This window comes from Marinifilum sp. JC120 (assembly GCA_004923195.1).
GTDB lineage: Bacteria > Desulfobacterota > Desulfovibrionia > Desulfovibrionales > Desulfovibrionaceae > Maridesulfovibrio.
In genome coordinates, this window is the sequence record RDSB01000011.1 from 52342 (window position 1) to 69141 (window position 16800).

Sequence of the window (16800 nt, forward strand, 5' to 3'; positions counted from 1 at the left end):
TGTTTATGGTTATAATAAAAGCCTGTCAAGACTGTCTTAGAAGAATAAGCACGATACAGTTCAAGGGGGTGGGCTCCCGATAATTTTTGATAGATGTATACGGGGATGGTTATTGCCTGATAAATATATTTTGATCAGAGAGTAAGTTGCGCCTGAAAAAAATAATGTGGCATATGTGCTTTTCTTTGAGCTTATTACAAGAAATAAATTGGTACAATCGGGACATGAGCCCCGCTTTTGTTTTTTTGTGGATTTTTTTAGTCTGGTTTCAGACGATCAGTCCGAGAATTTCTTCCAGAACCCGGAGCAGTTTTTTCTTTTTGACCGGTTTAGCCATGTGGGCCGTGCAACCGCAATCAAGGGCTCGTTGCTCATCATCCTGAAAAGCATTGGCAGTCAGGGCCATGATCGGGGTTTGCCTGAGATCGTTTTCTTCTTCATATTTCCTGATAGCTTTTGTCGCTTCATAGCCGTCCATGATGGGCATTTGAATATCCATGAGTACTATGCCGTATTCCCCTTCTTTGTATTTTTCCAGACCTTCCTGCCCGTTCTCGGCATAAGTGATCTTGTAAGGCGCTTCTTTGAGGAATAGATCAATGACCATGCGGTTGTCTTCTGAATCTTCGACCAACAGAATGGAAAGGTTCGTGAGGGGGGCCGACTCCTGTGCCGTTCTTTCTTCCATCATCTCTATTTGTTGAGTGTCGAGTTCACATTCAGTTTCTTCGCTGTTTTCAGGGGCTATCTCACAGGATTGTGCGTATCGGATGTCTTCTACAATTGCTTGCGGATGAACCGGACGGTGGACATAAGTTGCGCAAAGTTGTTTGGCTCGTGCGGTTGCGCGCGGCTGGGGCTTTGCCTCCATAATCATCATTAACTTCCAGCCTTGGCAGGGGCCGTGTTTGAGTTTTTTCAGTATTTCAAAACGGTCGTCATCACCCCCTGGCTGCCCGACCAAAAGGATATTGTTTTCATAACTTGAAAGGGAAATTTCAGCTGCATAGGCTGAGGATTCTCCCAGACTTTCCGCTGGATATACTTTTGCACCGAGATCGCTCAAACTGTGGCTGAGGTAGTCCCGGCATATGGACTCACGGTCTATGAGGAGTATGGCACTGTTCTCAAGCGGAGGAGATACTTCCGGCTGCATGGGAAATTCCGCACCGATGGTGAAGGCGAAAGCGGCTCCTTCGCCTTCTGTGCTGGAAACAAAAATTCCACCATGCATGCTTTCTACCATGCGGGAGCATATGGAAAGCCCCAGTCCGGTTCCGCCGTAGTTACGGGTTGTGGATGAATCCGCTTGTGAAAAGGTATCGAAAATTGAATTCATTTTATTTTCGGGAATCCCCACGCCGTTGTCTTTAATTATGAAACGCAGATATCCGGCTTCAGTAATGCCGGCTTCAAAGGTTATTGTTCCTTTTTCCGTGAATTTAAGGGCGTTGCCAACAAGATTAACAATAATCTGACGTAGTCTGGTCGGATCTCCTGTTATTATGCGAGGTACATCCGGGTTGATATACCAGCAAAAATCGATACCCTTGATCTGCGCTCTGAGGGCGAAAATAGAACCTATCTCCTCAAAGAGTTCTTCAAGGTTGAAATCAATTTCTTCAAGGTCGATCTGTCCTGCTTCGATTTTCGAGAGGTCGAGGATGTCGTTGATCAGCAGGAGTAGGTTTTCACCGGCATTTCTAAATATTTTTACATAATTACGCTGGATCTTACTTAGTCTTGATTCCCAGAGCAGGTCAGCCATGCCAAGAATGGCATTCATGGGAGTTCTTATTTCATGGGACATACTGGCCAGAAAGTCGCTTTTGGCCTTGTTGGCCGCGTCTGCCGCAACCTTGGCTTTTTCGAATTCCTGTGCTTTTCTTTTTTCGGTAATGTCTTCAAGGACTCCTTCAAGGCAGTTGTTCTTATTGCCATTTTTTTCAAGTGAAACAGTCATGTTTACCCAGATGGGTGTCCCGTCCTGCCTGCGCATGTTGATTTCACGGTCACGCACTATTCCGCCTTCAAGAAGTTCCCTGACTATTTCCTGATGTGTTTCAGGGCTGACATATAAAGTTCTGACCTGAGTTTTTCGGAATTCATTCCAGCCCTGATAGCCGAACATTTCCGCAAGGGCCCTGTTGGCTTTAAGCAACAATCCGTCAATGTCGGCTTCGGCCCTGAAAACCCCTACGTTGATACTTTCGAGCAGAGTACGGTGCTGTGTTTCCGAGTCTCGCAGGTCGGAATAGAGTCGGGCGTTCTGGATGGAGATAGCTGCCTGCGAGCAGAGCAGATTCAGGACTTCCAGTCGATCATCAGTAAAGACTCCCGGACTGAGGTTGTTTTCAAGGTATAGAACCCCGCGCATAAGCTGCTGGTTAATGACGGGCATGGCCAGAATCGATTTGGGTTTGGTCCTGATTATGTAGCTGTCGATGGAGAATGGCCCCTGTGTCCCGGCATCTCGTAGCACAATATTGTCTTTTGAGCGGAACACGTAATTTACAATACTTTTACAGTACAGTTCCTGCTCCGGATCGGGATTGGGCTGGGTGGTTATTCCATGCTCGGAAACAAAGGCATGGGCTGTCAGTTCCAGTCTGTTTTTGTTGTTCAGGAGCAGGGTGGCTTTTTGCGCTCCTGCGTTTTCAATTACAATGCGCATCAACTTGTCCAGCAAGCGGTCAAGGACGATTTCTCCGGAAATAGCCTGTGAGGCTTTGACTACCGCAGAAATATCAAGGGAACGGCTGCCTTTGTCCGCAGCGGAATTATTCAGGAAGAAACCTTCTTCAGCTGTTTTGCGCAATTGCGGGAAGTCATTGAGCATACGCTGGACTTTGGAAGAGGCTCCCCATTCTTTGTAGAAATGGCAGGCTTCTGAAAGCAGGGCTAAGGCGGAGTGATTCCCGCCGATGCTTAAATGAAATTTTCCGGCCAGTTCGCAGGCAAGGGCTGCAAAATTGTTGTACCCGGCATTGGAGCTGAATTTGATGGCTTCTTCATATAGGCCGAGAGCTCTGCTGTTTTCTTTTTCTAATCTAGCCAGCTCCGCACTGCCGATCAGGTACAAGTGGCGGAAGTTTTCCGGACAGCTCTTTTCCCATTGTGTCAGCCGGGAAAGGGAATGGTTGATGCGTTTAAGATACAGGTTGCGTTTTTGGGGTGGTGCATCTTCAGAAAGGGCTGCCATGTTTACAATGCTGAGCAGGTGGAAGATTGCCACTGAATACATGCCGAAGAGTGCCTCTTCCACGGTCTCATAAAGTGAATTGACATATTCTATTGCCTTAGCGTGGTAGCCGAAAAAGGAGAGTGTTGTTAGCTTGGAGATGGCCGTCCAGTTTTCAACAACAGCGGAGCCGGTGCTTTTTGCTATGCTCAGGAGCTTTCCTTCACGGAAATTGTCATCGTCCAGATAGCCGGGGGTGTATGTTTTTCCCTGCATGCTTTTGCACATTTGCAGAGGGAGATTGATCGCCCCGGAGCTCAATGATGTGTTGTTTTTTTGGATGAAATTCAGATAGCGATCCGCAAGACTGTATACTTCAGCGAGGCTATGTCCCTGCATGAATTTTAGTTGGACTGCGAAATACCCCGCGTAGCGGGCATAGGTGTGGTCACCATGCATAAGCCCGTTATGGAAGGCCTTATCAAGGGTGCTTATGTTTTCCTGCAAGGGAACATGCCAGTGATCATGCATGCCTCCCCGGAGCATGTTGATTTTAGTCTCCAGTTCGGTGTTGCGGAATTTTTTGTTCAGCTCAACTGCCAATCTGGTGAATTCTCGTGATTTTTTGAATGAAAAATCTTTTGAAGCCAAGAACATAGCGTAAAACATATAACAGAACGGTGAGGATGGACCATTGCCGTTTTTTATTGAAAAACGGATCATCCATAGGACAATGAAAAATACAAGTTTTTTGTTGAACATGTATGCCGGAGCAATGGTATGCATCAGCAAACGCATGATTTCCAGATTCTTTTCGGAGATCATTTCCGGCAGATTATATAGTTGCAGAGTACTTTTACTACTCAGTGCAACTTTTGTTTTCAGCAGTTCAGTTGCAATGGAAAATTTCCCGGGATGTTCGGGGATGGTGATGTCATATTGCTGCAAGGTCTCCAGCCCGATTTTTACTGCTTCGTGATATTTACCCTGATCCGAGAGCAATTGCAGTCTGGATAGTTGCGCTCTCGTAGTGTCCTTGCGGTTCTGTGAGTGTTCAATCATGGTTTTGAACACATTTTCAGATTGCTTGACTGCCCCGTTCAGAAATTCGCATTCATACCAATCCAAATGCAGGTCAAAGTTTGTCCTGTAGCTTGCCTCCCACCCGCTTGAGCCCATGAGACGGGCTGCGGTGGAGAGATAACTGGCGGCAGTTTCAAAGGCGGAGCTCCGTTTGGCCTTACGTCCGGCTTTAATGAAAACTAAAGAAATATTCTTTCTATCCTCGGGATCGTTTATGGCACTGATGCAGAGGCTGTATTGGGTTGCAATTTCAAAGTTGGCATCGTCAATTTCTTCGGCGGAGTACGTGGCGAGCATGGAACTTCCGATTTTCAGGTGCAGTTTTGTTTTCTCCTCTGCATTGAGCATGGAGTATGCCGCCTGTTGTACTCGGTCATGCATGAAAGAAAGGTAACGGGGTCCTGACGAGGAATTGAAGTTCGTGTCAAAAGAATTTACGCCGTCGTCAGAGAGAATCAATCCTTCATGCAGGGCCAGACTCAGGTAATCCAGAAGAAATTCTTTGGGAAAATCCACAATCTTTGTGAGAATGCGCAGGTCGAATTTACATCCGATCCCGGAAGCAGCTTTTAGAATTTCTTGCCCTTCAATTGGTTGGGTCATAATTTTATCTGCCATCAATTCCACTAGGTTTCCATCCATGGAGATGTTTTTGATGGCTTTGAGGTCCCAATCCCAGCGGGTTCTTTCTTTATCGAAGGTTATGAGCTCCGCCCGGTGCATGTTGAGCAGGTATTCGCGGACGAAGAGGGGGTTGCCGCCAGTCCTGCTATAGACCATGCGGGCAAGTTCTTCAGTGCGCTGACGGTTTGTTCTTAAGGTTCTGCTGATGAATCCATGGACATGATGTAACTTCAATCTGTCCAGTTTCAGGGTGTGTCCTTTGGGACTGAGTTCTTCAATGTTGCTTATGCGGGATTTGATGCCGTTGTTCATAGGCAGATTGGTTCGGTAGGCGCAGATAAGCAGCAGGTGTGAGGTTTCCTGATCTTCTAGCAACCGTTGTAATAGTTGCAGGGTGGAAATGTCCGCCCATTGCAGGTCATCCAGAAAGAGAACCAGCGGTTTATCTATGCATGGGAAAACTTTAATAAAATTTTTGAATGCAAGATTGAATCTGTTGCGAGATTCAGTGGAGCCTAGTTCTGTCGGCGGGTGTTGTTGTCCGATCAGGAGTTCCAGCTCAGGGAGGACTTCTGTTATCAGGCTGGCATTTTGCTCCAGAGCACTGGTGATTCGGTTTTTCCAAGCGTTGATGATCGGGGTCGGGCTGGAAAGTCTTTTGCGCAGGAGTTCCTGAAAGGCTTGAATCAGGGCACTGTATGGGCGGTTACGTCTGAACTGGTCAAATTTTCCGGAGATGAATTCTCCCTTTTCCCTGTATACTTGTTCGCTGAAAGCTTGAATCAGGGAAGTCTTTCCAGTCCCGGCTTCACCGCTGACGAAAACTATTTCACAACTGCCCAGCATAACCTTGCTGAAAGAGTTATTCAGTTCGGAAAGTTCTTCTTTTCTACCGAAAAGTTTGTGTGAAAGAGTAAAGGTTTCAGAAATGTCCTGATGTCCCGGTGTGAATTTATCAAGGCCGATTTTGTTCCCCGTGAGATTCAGGCACGCTTTTAGGTCCTGCTTTATGCCATGGGCGGATTGATAACGGTCGCCTGGGTTTTTGGCGAGTAGCTTCATAATTACTGCGGAGAGCGGGGCAGGTATTTCAGGGGAAATACTTTGCGGGGCCGGTGGTTCCTTGGCCAGATGGCTGTGGATCAGTTCAAGATCATCCTTGGCAGTAAAGGGTTTGCGTCCGGTAAAAAGTTCGAACAGGGTAATCCCCAGTGAGTAGAAGTCGGACCTTCGATCCAGTTCTGTGCTGACTCGGCCGCTTTGTTCCGGCGATATATAGTATATGTTGTCTGCGGAAATAATTTCCGAGGAAGATTGGGTATATGAGTCTGTAATTCGGGTGCTGTTTTGCAGGTTGGTCAGCAAAGCTTCTTTAAAGTCCGGGGCAATAGCGATGCTGTCCGGCCGGATGTTGCGATGCAGGAATCCTTTGGTGTGTATACGGCTGATGGATTTGGCTATCTTCAGTGCGATCTGCAATTTTTGGCTGAGATCGGTTTCTGAGTGCGGGATAATCGAACTTAATAGCTTGTATCCTTTATCTTCCAGAACAAGGGCCAGTGAATTGTCGGTACGGTGTAGGGTTACTGCTTGGATTATGGCGGTATTGCCGATCTCCTGAGATGTGGCGTATTCATTTTTCAGGCCTGTTAAAATTCGTGGGGATGGCAATTCTGCATTGGGATATTTGATGAGCACCGGAAGATCATCATATTCCCTGACAGCCCTGCATAGAGTCATGTCATTCCCTTCGTACATAGGGGTAACATTTTCATATCCCGCAAGATTAATCATCGTTCGAAATTCTCCCGTAACAACAATCGGATATTTCGCAAGCACTGAAATATATGTGTTTATTTCTTTACTTCTGTTTCACTTAGAGGTCCTGTTTGCAGCACCGTGATAAGGGGCTGGTTATATTAATAGCATTATTGAGGTAATCTGTCATGGATGGATTTTTAAAATGCGTACAGGTTTTGCTTTCAGCTAATGTGGGCAGAAAGCATAAGTATGCCGAAGCTGGTGATAATTGTTGCGCCAAGTAGTGAGATTATTGAATAGGCAAGACGCAATCGCTGGGCAAAGGGGCTGTTGTCCATCGCGTTGCGGGCTTTAGCCGCTACAAGGGCAAAAGCAGTGGTCGTTACGGCCATGCCTGTGGCTAGAAATACCATGGCCGCAAGTCCTGCCGCGAGTATGCCGGTGGAAAGGGTGTAGACCAGAATAATGGCTGCTCCGGGACAGGGGACAATGCCGGTTACAAAGGCCACCGTAGCGATTTCTTTAAGTGATCCACGGCTTTTTATTTCGCATTCATCGCGATCATTATTCTTGAAAGAGCGCAGGGCTTCAATGATCAGCCAGAGTCCGATCGCTGCGACCAGACCGTAGCTGGCGGTCTGCAACTGGCGGTTGAAATTTTCAAAGCCGGACATGCCGCTTTCCAGAAACAGGTAGGCAAGACAGACTGCCGCAGTTGCCGATCCCACATGCACAAGGGTTATGACCCATGACATGAAAGAGGCCGCGAACATGGAGCCGCCCCGCGAGATGAAATAGGCACAAACCACGGATTTGCCGTGCCCCGGACCGACCGCGTGTACTATCCCGTACATGAAGGCAAAGACAAGGAACATCCAGAGCGATTTGCCGAAAGGGTCTTTTTTAATGTCCCGTGCAAATCCGGTTAGCTTGGCCCTTATTTCCTTTTGCAGCAGGGACACCTTGAGCATGACCATGCTATAGATTCCGCCGCCACCGTCTTTTGTGACAATCTGTTTGGCTGGTTTGCCACTGGAAAAAGGAGACGGTGCGGCTTGTGTGGTTGTATTCTCTTTTTTGGGTGAGGAGAGAAAAGGATTGTTCGCTTGTGCGCAGGCTTTTGTTGCAGCGAATGCGAAAGTAAGAGTCAATATCAGGATAAAAAGGATACTTGTTTTTTTCATTGTTTCTCTATTGAGGTAGCAGGGTCAGTACTGCGGCTTCCGGTACTATCTGATCGTAAAAATAGGCCATTTTCGATACGGGTTCCAACTCAAGGTTGGTCTTGTATTTTCCGCTGAGTCCCAGAACTTTATTCTGGGGGTCCATTTGGACCGCAGTATAAAAACTTTCGTCGTAAATGGCGACCATAACAACATGTTTGTCTTGGTCGACTATATTAAGGGGCACGAAAAATTCATAGACAAGGGTTCCTTCTTCAATAGATGGGTTGAATTCAGTTGCTTCAATCTGTTTATGCTCCTGTCCGTCCACGAGGATACGGGTGAAGTAATTGAAGTTTTTGAGGTTCACAAATGCACCTTGCTCAAGGGCCTTTGCTTCGTCAGGAGTGAGGATGTTGTCATGGTTCTTGTCAAAATCACCGAGGATCATGGCCGCGAACATTTCATCAAACCACCATTTCTGGCGTACTCCGGCAAGGCCGTTGTCATTGAATTCAAAGGTCAGGGAACAGTCTACAAATACATGCGGATGGGCAGAAGCTTTTGCCGGACTAAACAGGAAGAACAGCATTGCTCCAAGCAGTATAAGAGCCTGAATAGCTGTTTCGTGTTTTCCGGTGTTATGGGCGAAAAATCTTTGCATGCAGGCAAGATGGAGGATGAATAAAGATGTGTCAAGTTCAGCAGCAAAAAAGCCGCATACCCCAAGAGGTACGCGGCTTTTTTAAAGGAAAATATGAATTCTAGTCCCGCGCTTTAATGCTGCGGACCACAAAGTCGGTGGTTTCCTCGTAGAGGTTGGGCAGGTCGTAGGGAGAAAGGAATCTGGTCCTGACCGTACCGACGATGTTGGAGTATACAATGGTGGTAGTGTCATCAATGGAGAGGTCGCGGATGGAACCGTCCTCAATGCCGCGTTCAACTGATTCGCGAATGACATTCAACAGTTGTTGGAACTTCACGGCAATGCGGGTGCGGTCCAACTCGATTTGGACATCAGAAAAGGGAGAGCAGCGCAGCAGCACCGGGAAGGTGTTGCGGTGTTGCAGTGTGTAGCCCAGATAACTGCGCATAAAGGTCTGGATTCCTTCCAGCCCGTTTGATGTTTTGCGTGTTTCCGTACTGAGATATTCAGTGAGGTCTTCAACAATCGCTACCCCGGCGGTGATGAAGAGTTCCTCTTTTGATCCGAAATAGTGTGAGACAAGTCCGAATGCCACGCCCGCCCGTTCGGAGATCATCTTTACGGTAGTCCCGGCATAGCCGTACCTCCCGAAAATCTCCTGAGCCGCATATAGGATCGCGTCTTTTTTATTTTTACCTTTCATGGCCCCTCGCTGGCACGTTAAAGGTTCACGGCCAGACTTTATCTTGGAATGGACCGGATAAAGTCTGCCGCTATATGTTTGCTCGCTTGCGGTTTTATAGGCTGGATTGATTGTGCGGTCAAATAGTCAGACTGTTGATAAAGCACCATCTGCTGCGTAAAGTGAATTGTTGGCTTGATTTTATCAAGTTTACAAAATCTTACCCCTGTGGGGTGCTGCGAAAAGCACTGAAACTCACGTATGTGAATACGCATCGTTCCAGTGTTTTTCTTGCGCCTTGCATCTGGCACTTTCTTAACAGGCTGATTGGAGGCGGACCTGAGTTGGGTGATTCAGGTCCGCCCTGTTTTGTATTCGGTTGTTTCGAATAAGGCTCAAGCCGTATGAAATATAGATTTCTGCTGCTTGGATGTTTAACCGAAACAAAAGGATAGTTTATGATTTTTAGAAATGATTTTACGCTGCGGCCCAAAAGACGGGAAGATTTGAATCTTGCTCTGCGCATGTACGGCGAAAACGAACCGCCGGAAATGCAGATTGAAAACATGTGGGAAATATACTCTCCGTCCACAGGCATGGCCTTGCCCGAACCGAGAACTGATTTTTCGGAATTCTCACGCGGCGACCGCATGTACCCATCTATGATGAAGCCGGAAGTCAAAGTGCGCTGGGAGCAGAAGAACAAAGAGTGGGAGATTGAAAAGGAACGTCATGCATGGCGTAAACGGCTGGCCCACATGCGATTCATGCGCGAGAATCCAAAGCTGCCGCTGGCGCAGGATTTGGCGCAGACTGACTACGGCAAAGCACTCATTGAAGAATTCACTTCTAAAGAGACCGAACCGCAACAACCGCAAGCAGGTACAGGAGAAGATCTGCATGATGAATTTGAACGTGACGGTGTTCCTTTTGATCCCGAAGACGCCATCAGCGTAACTCCGTTCATTGTGCCGGGTGCGGAAGAGCCGTTCTCCATACTGGCAACCGCACGGGATGAAGACGGACGCATTGTGGGTAAATTGTGTTCCCTTGAGCCCAAAGATCATCTTTTGCAATATGAATATGATGCAGGCGGCAGGCTCTGCAATGTCTGGAAAGATGAGCGGCTTATTGAGGAGTATAAGTACGGCAAACAGGGCGAACGTTACTTCGGTTCCACTCCGCAAACCGGACAGTGCCGTTTCACATACGGTCCGGGCCTTCGTCTGGAACGGGCCGGGGAAGTGAAATATTCCTACGATGGCGAGGGCCGCTTGATCATGAAGCAGGATGGTTTGGACGTGACAACCTACGAATACCATCATTCCGGGCAGCTTCAGCAGGTCAATTTACTCGATGGTCGTCGCATTTCATACGTAATTGATCCGCAGGGCAGACGCATGGCCAAGTCGGTGAACGGGAAGGTTGCGGAAACTTACAGTTGGCATGATTTTACTACCCTTGCAGTTGTTGCGTTTGAAGACGGGAGCCGCATGGAATTCGTCTACGATAATGAAGGCGACCCTGTGGCAATGCGCTATAATGACGAAGTTTACTGCTTCGCTTCCGATCAGGTCGGTACAATCTATATGGTTGCTAATTCTTCCGGTCATGAGGTAAAGCGGATTATTCGCGATTCGTTTGGAAATCTGATTGTCGATACCAATGAGCGTATGAATATCCCGCTGGGCTTCGCCGCCGGACTCTATGACCGCGATACCGGTCTCGTCCATTTCGGCCATCGCGAATACGATCCTTCCAGCGGGCGCTTCATCACTCCCGATCCCATCGGCCTTGAGGGCGGCGATGTGGATGTTTACGGGTACTGCCATGATGATCCGGTTAATTTTATTGATCGGGTGGGGTTGAAGAAGGAGAGTGAGGAGAAGGAAGAGGAAGATTATATTACTGATTCAGTCTTTGATGTTGATCCCACTGAAAAGATAAGGAAAATGAATTCTTCTCCGCTTAAATGGGGCGGAAAAGGGCGGTCGTTATTTGACGGACCAAAGTATGGAAAATGGGGCGGAGGAAAGTACAGTGGTGGAGTTGATGGCGGTAAAGTTGGGTCAGCTAAGCCTGTGGACAGCTCTGATGAAGCGTACAGAAAACATGATCTTGAATATGAGCGAATTAAAAATATGCCTACTCTTGGTGATGTTAATGAAGAGCAGAAGAAACGAATCCAAAAGGCTGATGAAGAGTTAGTGAAGGATCTCGAAAAGTTAGATTCTGATTCCAGCAAGTGGACTAAGCCAGCAAAAGACAGTGAGCGGAAGAATGCTGAATTGTACAGAAAAGGAGCAATCTCATGGTTTTCCATGGTAAAGCGGTTGAAAGAACTAAGGCAATAATAGCTTTAATGTGGATTTGTGTTCTTCCTAGTTGGATTCTGTTTGAATATTTGTTTTCTGCGACTTTTAATGGGCTAGTTGTGGTTGTCATTCCTCTTGTTCCATATCTATTTTTATTTTTCATTTTTTTGAAAAAGACTGAAACAACAAAGAGGGATTGGGTATTGACAATTTCTGCGGGAATCTTGACCAGTTTGCCGGAGCTTTTTTTAGTCTTCGTGTTTATGTGCTGGACAATTAATGGTTTTGCCCCATAAATTTAAGTTAAACTTATATGAAACCAGCAAGTTTGTCTTAACGGTGGTTCGGAGTTGGACACGGCAGGGCACCAGAGAAGGGTAAATGCCCTGATTGCAATGTCGAACTAGAATTTATTGACGGATTTTATGACCGTCATCCTGAGTTGAAAGACAAGGAAAACGAGTTTCCAGAAGATTTGATGGATGACTTGAAATAGGTATAGCAGCCCCGGCGTGTTTGCGCCGGGGCTGCGTCTTTTGATATGAAATCCGTCGCTTGCCCGCGAAAGATCGAACTGCTAGCCTCCTCCTCAAGATCACCCAAAAGGAGTACCACCCACATGGACCAATCCACTCTAAACATAATCCTCACCGCAATCATCATCCTCGGCGCAACAGTGCTGCCTTTCATACTGGGAACCAGACTTCGCCGCACAAGGCCTAATGTGCTTTGGATCGGTTTGTTGCTCTGTTTTATTTTCGGTCCTGCGGGGCAAGTTTATGTGGCGGGCTGGATTCCGTGGTTTTTGATTGTACTCGGATTTTGTGTCGGGACGCAACAGTTTCTGTCACCGGAGATAGCCTTGATTGCCATGGTGGTTTCATCTCCGCTGGTTATGTTTTTCAGGATGCGTAGATAAACGAAGAGGTTAGTTCTGCTGGATGATTAATCTAGAGTCTCCGGCTTCAGGCAAAGTAATCCGTGCAGCATGTTCTGCATGGCCGCTTCCATGCGGTCCCAGCCAACTTCATCTTGCAAGCTGACCCCGCCGAAGTGCTTGGTGTTCAGGGAGCGGATGGACAGATAGGAAATGGCCCCGCCTAAGATGGCTACCGCCGCTGCCAAATCAACGTCATCGGGCACGTCCGGGGTCATGTGTTCGAAAAATTCCAACGCCGTGCGCACTCGCACATCTTCCAGTAATTCCGAAAGGGGGGTGCGTTCCAGCATTTCCCAAGCCAGAAGACGCAGGGTATCCGGCCTTGTCTCAAGCGTACTCCGCAATGATGTGAAAAAAGCGGCAACCTGTTTTTCCGGTTCAATTTCTGGAAATTCTGACGGAGCATTTGCCAGCAATTCTTCGGTGGTGGGCCAGTAAATTCCAGATACCGCCAATTCACTCATTAAATTATCCAGTCCATTGAAGTAGCTGTAGAGGGTCTTGCGGCTCACCCCGGCCTTGAGCGCAATTTCATCCACATCAAGATTGTTGAGTCCAGACTTTGCAGCATATTTGTAAGCCGCATGCAGAATTTTTCTGCGTGTGGCAGTCAGCGTGTTGATTGGTATTACTTTTAATGTCATAGCGGCGGCCTTTAGCTGGAAAATGTTGTTTGTAGATGATTGCGGATGCGGGGTCTGTCTTTGTATTTGTAATTATAACATATTTTAAAATGTAACTCTCTCTTGATTTTAGTCAAGGAGTCCGGGAACGTAGAGTGTTACTTTTGTTTTTCTCCATTTTAGCACATAATGCGGAAACTTAAACTTGCAGCAAACTTACGGAGAAAATGAATGGGTTCGAGAATTCTTGTAATTAATCCCGGATCAACATCAACTAAAGTGGCGATCTTCAACGATGAAAAAGTGTGTTTTGACGCTGAAGTAAGCCATCCCCGTGAAAGTATAGATAAATTTTCCACTGTAATAGAGCAGAAAGAGTTCCGCAGTGCAGCTGTTATGGAGCTTATTAAAGATGAGCTTGTAAAAGGGAAGCCGGATATGGTTGTGGGGCGCGGCGGTTTGCTTAAGCCCATCCCCGGCGGTCCTTATTCAATAAGCGATGAGATGATTTCCGATCTGGAAAGTGGTCGGTACGGTGTCCATCCCTGTAATCTCGGAGCAATGATTGCCCGTGAATTTGCAGAGCAGTGGGGTGTGCCGTCCATGATTATGGACCCGGTAGTCACTGATGAGATGGACCCTGTAGCCAAGGTTACCGGACTGCCGGAAATCAAGCGGCGCAGTGTTTTTCATGCCTTGAGCCAGCGGGGCGTTGCCCGCAGCGTGGCCGCTGAAATGGGCTTGGAATACGAGCAGGCTAAATTCATTGTCGGCCATATGGGAGGTGGGGTTTCTATAGGAGCACACAGGGATGGAAAGGTCGTTGATGTCATCAACGCACTTGACGGGGAAGGTCCGTTTAGCCCGGAGCGTTCCGGGACACTGCCTATCCTTCCTGTGCTTAATCTTGTGGAATCCGGCAAGTACTCTTTTGATGAAATGCGCAAGGTTGTTACCTCCCGGTCCGGAGTTCTCGGCCTGCTTGGAACCAACGACATGCGTGAAGTTCAGAGCCGCATGGAAGACGGAGACGAGGATGCCCGTCTGGTGCTGGAAGCGTTGGTTTACAATGCCTCCAAACATATTTGTTCCTTTATCCCGGCATTGATGAAGAACGACCCGCAAAAGCGTCCCATTGATGCCATTATTCTCACCGGAGGCGTTGCCCGCAGCGAGTTGCTGGTCAAGGCAGTGGAAGATGTGGTCGGGTTTATTGCTCCGGTGAAGGTCGTGACTGGTCTTGAAGAAATGGAAGTAATGGGCCGGGGCGGTCTGGCTGTTTTACGCGGCGATCTACAACCGCAGGAATACAAAAATTGATGCGCTTCGCGCTTTTGATGATTTGATTTTGCCTCTGGCGGCTTAGCCCTTTTTGAAAAAAGGGCTAAGAACCCCAAAAACTTTTATTAAGGCTTCATCGGTTTTTAATTAAAGAGTTGCTGACTTTTTGTTGATAAAAAATGGGGCTGAGTCAGCCCAGCCTCTTGCTTTTTAAAATTTACAACCTAGTATCTACGGTGAAAGTATAAAAAACTTGCTAAGCATAGGGCTTGAGCGTAAAATAAATCATACCAAAATGGTATGAAATTTTGTTGAAAATAGAAGGCAGGCCTTTTCCTTTCGAAATTATCCGGAAGAGGGTATGCTTGAGATAATTCTTATAAACTGATTCACGCTACACTGATGCGGAGGACGATATGTGGGAATATACAAATAAGGTTCAGGAACATTTTCTCAACCCCAAGAATGTAGGGGTAATTGAAGATGCGGATGCTATCGGCGAAGTTGGTTCACTCTCTTGTGGTGATGCCCTGCGGCTATTTCTTAAGATAGATGATGACGAGCGCATTGTAGATGCCAAGTTCCAGACTTTCGGCTGCGCCAGTGCGATTGCCTCCAGTTCCGTGCTTACTGAACTGATCAAGGGTATGACTCTCGATGAAGCTTCCAAGGTCAGTAACAAGGACATAGCTGAAGCCCTTGGCGGTCTGCCCAAGGAAAAGATGCATTGTTCCGTTATGGGACAGGAAGCCCTTGAAGATGCCATCCGTAAGTATCGCGGTCTCGAAGCTATCCCGGCTCCTGAGGGCGAAATTGTCTGTAAGTGCTTTGGCGTCACTGACGTTCAAATCAGGCGCGCTGTACAGGAAAACAAGCTGACCACCCTTGAGGAAGTTACTAATTTCACCAAGGCCGGTGGCGGTTGCGAGGACTGTCATGGTCGTATTCAGGAACTCATTACTGAAACCATCACCGGAGAGGCAGCTAAGCCTGCACCGGAATCCGAAAAGCCTGCCAAGCTGACCAATATCAAGCGTTTCCAGTTGGTGACCAAGGTTATTGATGAGGAAATCCGCCCGGCCCTGAACAAGGACGGCGGCGATATCGAACTCATCGATATTGACGGTCATGAAGTGATCGTTTCCCTGCGCGGAGCCTGTGTGGGCTGTCCGTCCAGCGGACGCACTCTCAAGGATTTTGTGGAGCGTCGTCTCAAGGAAACCGTGGAACCTGAAATCTTCGTGCGGGAGGACTAAGCCATGTCAACATATCTTGATAACAACGCCACCACCATGGTCGCACCCGAGGTGCGCGAAGCCATTCTGCCCCTGCTTGGAGATGAATTCGGTAACCCCTCGTCCATGCATCGTCTCGGCGGACAATCCGGTATGCTCATGGAGCAGGCCCGTCAGAAAATCGCTGCCGGGCTGAATTGTGATCCCGATGAAATAATTTTCACTTCCTGTGGAACCGAGGGTGATAACACCGCTATTTTCTCGGCCTTAGAAGCCCAGCCGGAAAAACGGCACATCATCACCACCCGCGTGGAGCATCCGGCGGTACTTAATGTTGCCAAGCATTATGAGCGCAAGGGTTACGCTGTGACCTATTTGTCTGTGGATTCTGATGGGTTGTTTGATATGGACCAGTACCGGACAGCGTTCCGTCCTGACACTGCACTTGTTTCAATCATGTACGCTAACAATGAATCCGGCGTGATTTCGCCCATTCAGGAAATGGCTGAAATTGCCAAGAAGCATAGTGTGCTCTTTCATACTGACGCAGTGCAGGCCGTGGGTAAAATTGCTATCGACCTCAAGACCCTGCCCGTGGATTATCTGGTTCTTTCCGGGCACAAGATTCACGCGCCCAAGGGCGTGGGGGCTTTGTTTGTACGTAAGAATGCGCCATTTCGTCCCTTCATGCTCGGTGGGCATCAGGAGCACGGCAGGCGTGGTGGTACTGAAAACTTGCCCGGTATTGTAGGGCTTGGTGTAGCCATGGAGCTCGCTGTCAAACATATTGACGATGAAAATACCCGCGTGCGGGCCATGCGCGACCGTCTTGAAAAGGGGCTTATGGCTGCAATCCCTGAAGCCATTATCAACGGTGATCAGGAAATGAGGCTACCCAATACCCTGTCCATCGCCTTTAAGTATATTGAAGGCGAGGCCATGCTGCTCATGCTTGATCAGTTCGGCATTGCCGCAAGTTCCGGTTCGGCCTGTACATCCGGTTCCCTTGAGCCTTCTCATGTACTCCGGGCCATGGGTGTTCCGTTTACTTTTGCTCACGGATCACTCCGTTTCTCCCTGTCCACCTACAACACCGATGCGGATATCGATCTGGTGCTCAAGGAGTTGCCGCCCATCATCAGTCGTCTGCGCGAGATGTCTCCTTTCCGTCGCGGCGATGAAGGTTTAGACTGGGTAGAAGATCACGATCATTAAGTTTTAAAGGGCGAAATTTTATTTATTTTAAAATTTCGCCCATATTTTGCA

Annotated in this window: 11 protein-coding genes; 6 read left to right on the forward strand and 5 right to left on the reverse strand. The window is 47.8% G+C overall.

The genetic code is table 11. The annotated features are described in order from the left end of the window. Window positions 1-268: 268 nt before the first annotated feature. From D0S45_12075 to D0S45_12090, 4 genes are all read right to left on the reverse strand, one after another. Window positions 269-6682, reverse strand: a complete 6414-nt coding sequence (locus D0S45_12075; GenBank protein ID TIH14872.1) for a response regulator — start codon at window positions 6680-6682, stop codon at window positions 269-271. A gap of 188 nt (window positions 6683-6870) precedes the next feature. Next, complete coding sequence (locus D0S45_12080; GenBank protein ID TIH14873.1) at window positions 6871-7833, reverse strand: nickel ABC transporter permease; 963 nt, start codon at window positions 7831-7833, stop codon at window positions 6871-6873. Between the two features lie 7 nt (window positions 7834-7840). Then, window positions 7841-8476, reverse strand: coding sequence for a DUF1007 family protein (locus tag D0S45_12085; protein TIH14874.1), 636 nt, complete (start codon window positions 8474-8476; stop codon window positions 7841-7843). Between the two features lie 100 nt (window positions 8477-8576). Then, on the reverse strand, window positions 8577-9161 hold the full coding sequence (locus D0S45_12090; GenBank protein TIH14875.1) for a TetR/AcrR family transcriptional regulator: 585 nt from the start codon (window positions 9159-9161) through the stop codon (window positions 8577-8579). A 437-nt stretch (window positions 9162-9598) separates the two neighbouring features. Between D0S45_12090 and D0S45_12095 the strand changes: the two genes are divergently transcribed. The 3 genes from D0S45_12095 to D0S45_12105 all read left to right on the forward strand — a co-directional run bounded on the left by D0S45_12095 (window position 9599) and on the right by D0S45_12105 (window position 12374). Beyond that, the gene (locus D0S45_12095) at window positions 9599-11494 is read left to right on the forward strand and encodes a hypothetical protein (protein ID TIH14876.1); all 1896 of its coding nucleotides are present in this window, start codon (window positions 9599-9601) and stop codon (window positions 11492-11494) included. Then, window positions 11452-11751, forward strand: coding sequence for a hypothetical protein (locus D0S45_12100; protein TIH14877.1), 300 nt, complete (start codon window positions 11452-11454; stop codon window positions 11749-11751). The genes D0S45_12095 and D0S45_12100 overlap by 43 nt, the downstream gene beginning before the upstream one ends. 323 nt (window positions 11752-12074) lie before the next feature. Beyond that, complete coding sequence (locus D0S45_12105; protein TIH14878.1) at window positions 12075-12374, forward strand: hypothetical protein; 300 nt, start codon at window positions 12075-12077, stop codon at window positions 12372-12374. Between the two features lie 26 nt (window positions 12375-12400). Here the strand turns inward: D0S45_12105 and D0S45_12110 are convergent, their stop codons facing one another. Next, window positions 12401-13039, reverse strand: a complete 639-nt coding sequence (locus tag D0S45_12110; GenBank protein TIH14879.1) for a TetR/AcrR family transcriptional regulator — start codon at window positions 13037-13039, stop codon at window positions 12401-12403. A 210-nt stretch (window positions 13040-13249) separates the two neighbouring features. Here D0S45_12110 and buk point away from each other — a divergent pair, with 210 nt between their 5' ends. The 3 genes from buk to nifS all read left to right on the forward strand — a co-directional run bounded on the left by buk (window position 13250) and on the right by nifS (window position 16749). After that, entirely contained in the window at window positions 13250-14338 is a 1089-nt protein-coding gene (gene buk, locus D0S45_12115; protein ID TIH14880.1) for a butyrate kinase, read from the forward strand. A gap of 377 nt (window positions 14339-14715) precedes the next feature. Beyond that, complete coding sequence (nifU, locus tag D0S45_12120; protein ID TIH14881.1) at window positions 14716-15555, forward strand: Fe-S cluster assembly protein NifU; 840 nt, start codon at window positions 14716-14718, stop codon at window positions 15553-15555. A gap of 3 nt (window positions 15556-15558) precedes the next feature. Beyond that, window positions 15559-16749 (forward strand): cysteine desulfurase NifS, encoded by a 1191-nt coding sequence (gene nifS / locus D0S45_12125; protein ID TIH14882.1) that lies wholly within the window; start codon window positions 15559-15561, stop codon window positions 16747-16749. Window positions 16750-16800 lie beyond the last annotated feature (51 nt).

Bases quoted from the DNA above. Each gene is read 5' to 3' on its own strand.
- D0S45_12075 (TIH14872.1), bottom strand. From the start codon at position 6,682: ATGATTAATCTTGCGGGATATGAAAATGTTACCCCTATGTACGAAGGG.
- D0S45_12080 (TIH14873.1), bottom strand. From the start codon at position 7,833: ATGAAAAAAACAAGTATCCTTTTTATCCTGATATTGACTCTTACTTTC.
- D0S45_12085 (TIH14874.1), bottom strand. From the start codon at position 8,476: ATGCAAAGATTTTTCGCCCATAACACCGGAAAACACGAAACAGCTATT.
- D0S45_12090 (TIH14875.1), bottom strand. From the start codon at position 9,161: ATGAAAGGTAAAAATAAAAAAGACGCGATCCTATATGCGGCTCAGGAG.
- D0S45_12095 (TIH14876.1), top strand. From the start codon at position 9,599: ATGATTTTTAGAAATGATTTTACGCTGCGGCCCAAAAGACGGGAAGAT.
- D0S45_12100 (TIH14877.1), top strand. From the start codon at position 11,452: ATGGTTTTCCATGGTAAAGCGGTTGAAAGAACTAAGGCAATAATAGCT.
- D0S45_12105 (TIH14878.1), top strand. From the start codon at position 12,075: ATGGACCAATCCACTCTAAACATAATCCTCACCGCAATCATCATCCTC.
- D0S45_12110 (TIH14879.1), bottom strand. From the start codon at position 13,039: ATGACATTAAAAGTAATACCAATCAACACGCTGACTGCCACACGCAGA.
- buk (TIH14880.1), top strand. From the start codon at position 13,250: ATGGGTTCGAGAATTCTTGTAATTAATCCCGGATCAACATCAACTAAA.
- nifU (TIH14881.1), top strand. From the start codon at position 14,716: ATGTGGGAATATACAAATAAGGTTCAGGAACATTTTCTCAACCCCAAG.
- nifS (TIH14882.1), top strand. From the start codon at position 15,559: ATGTCAACATATCTTGATAACAACGCCACCACCATGGTCGCACCCGAG.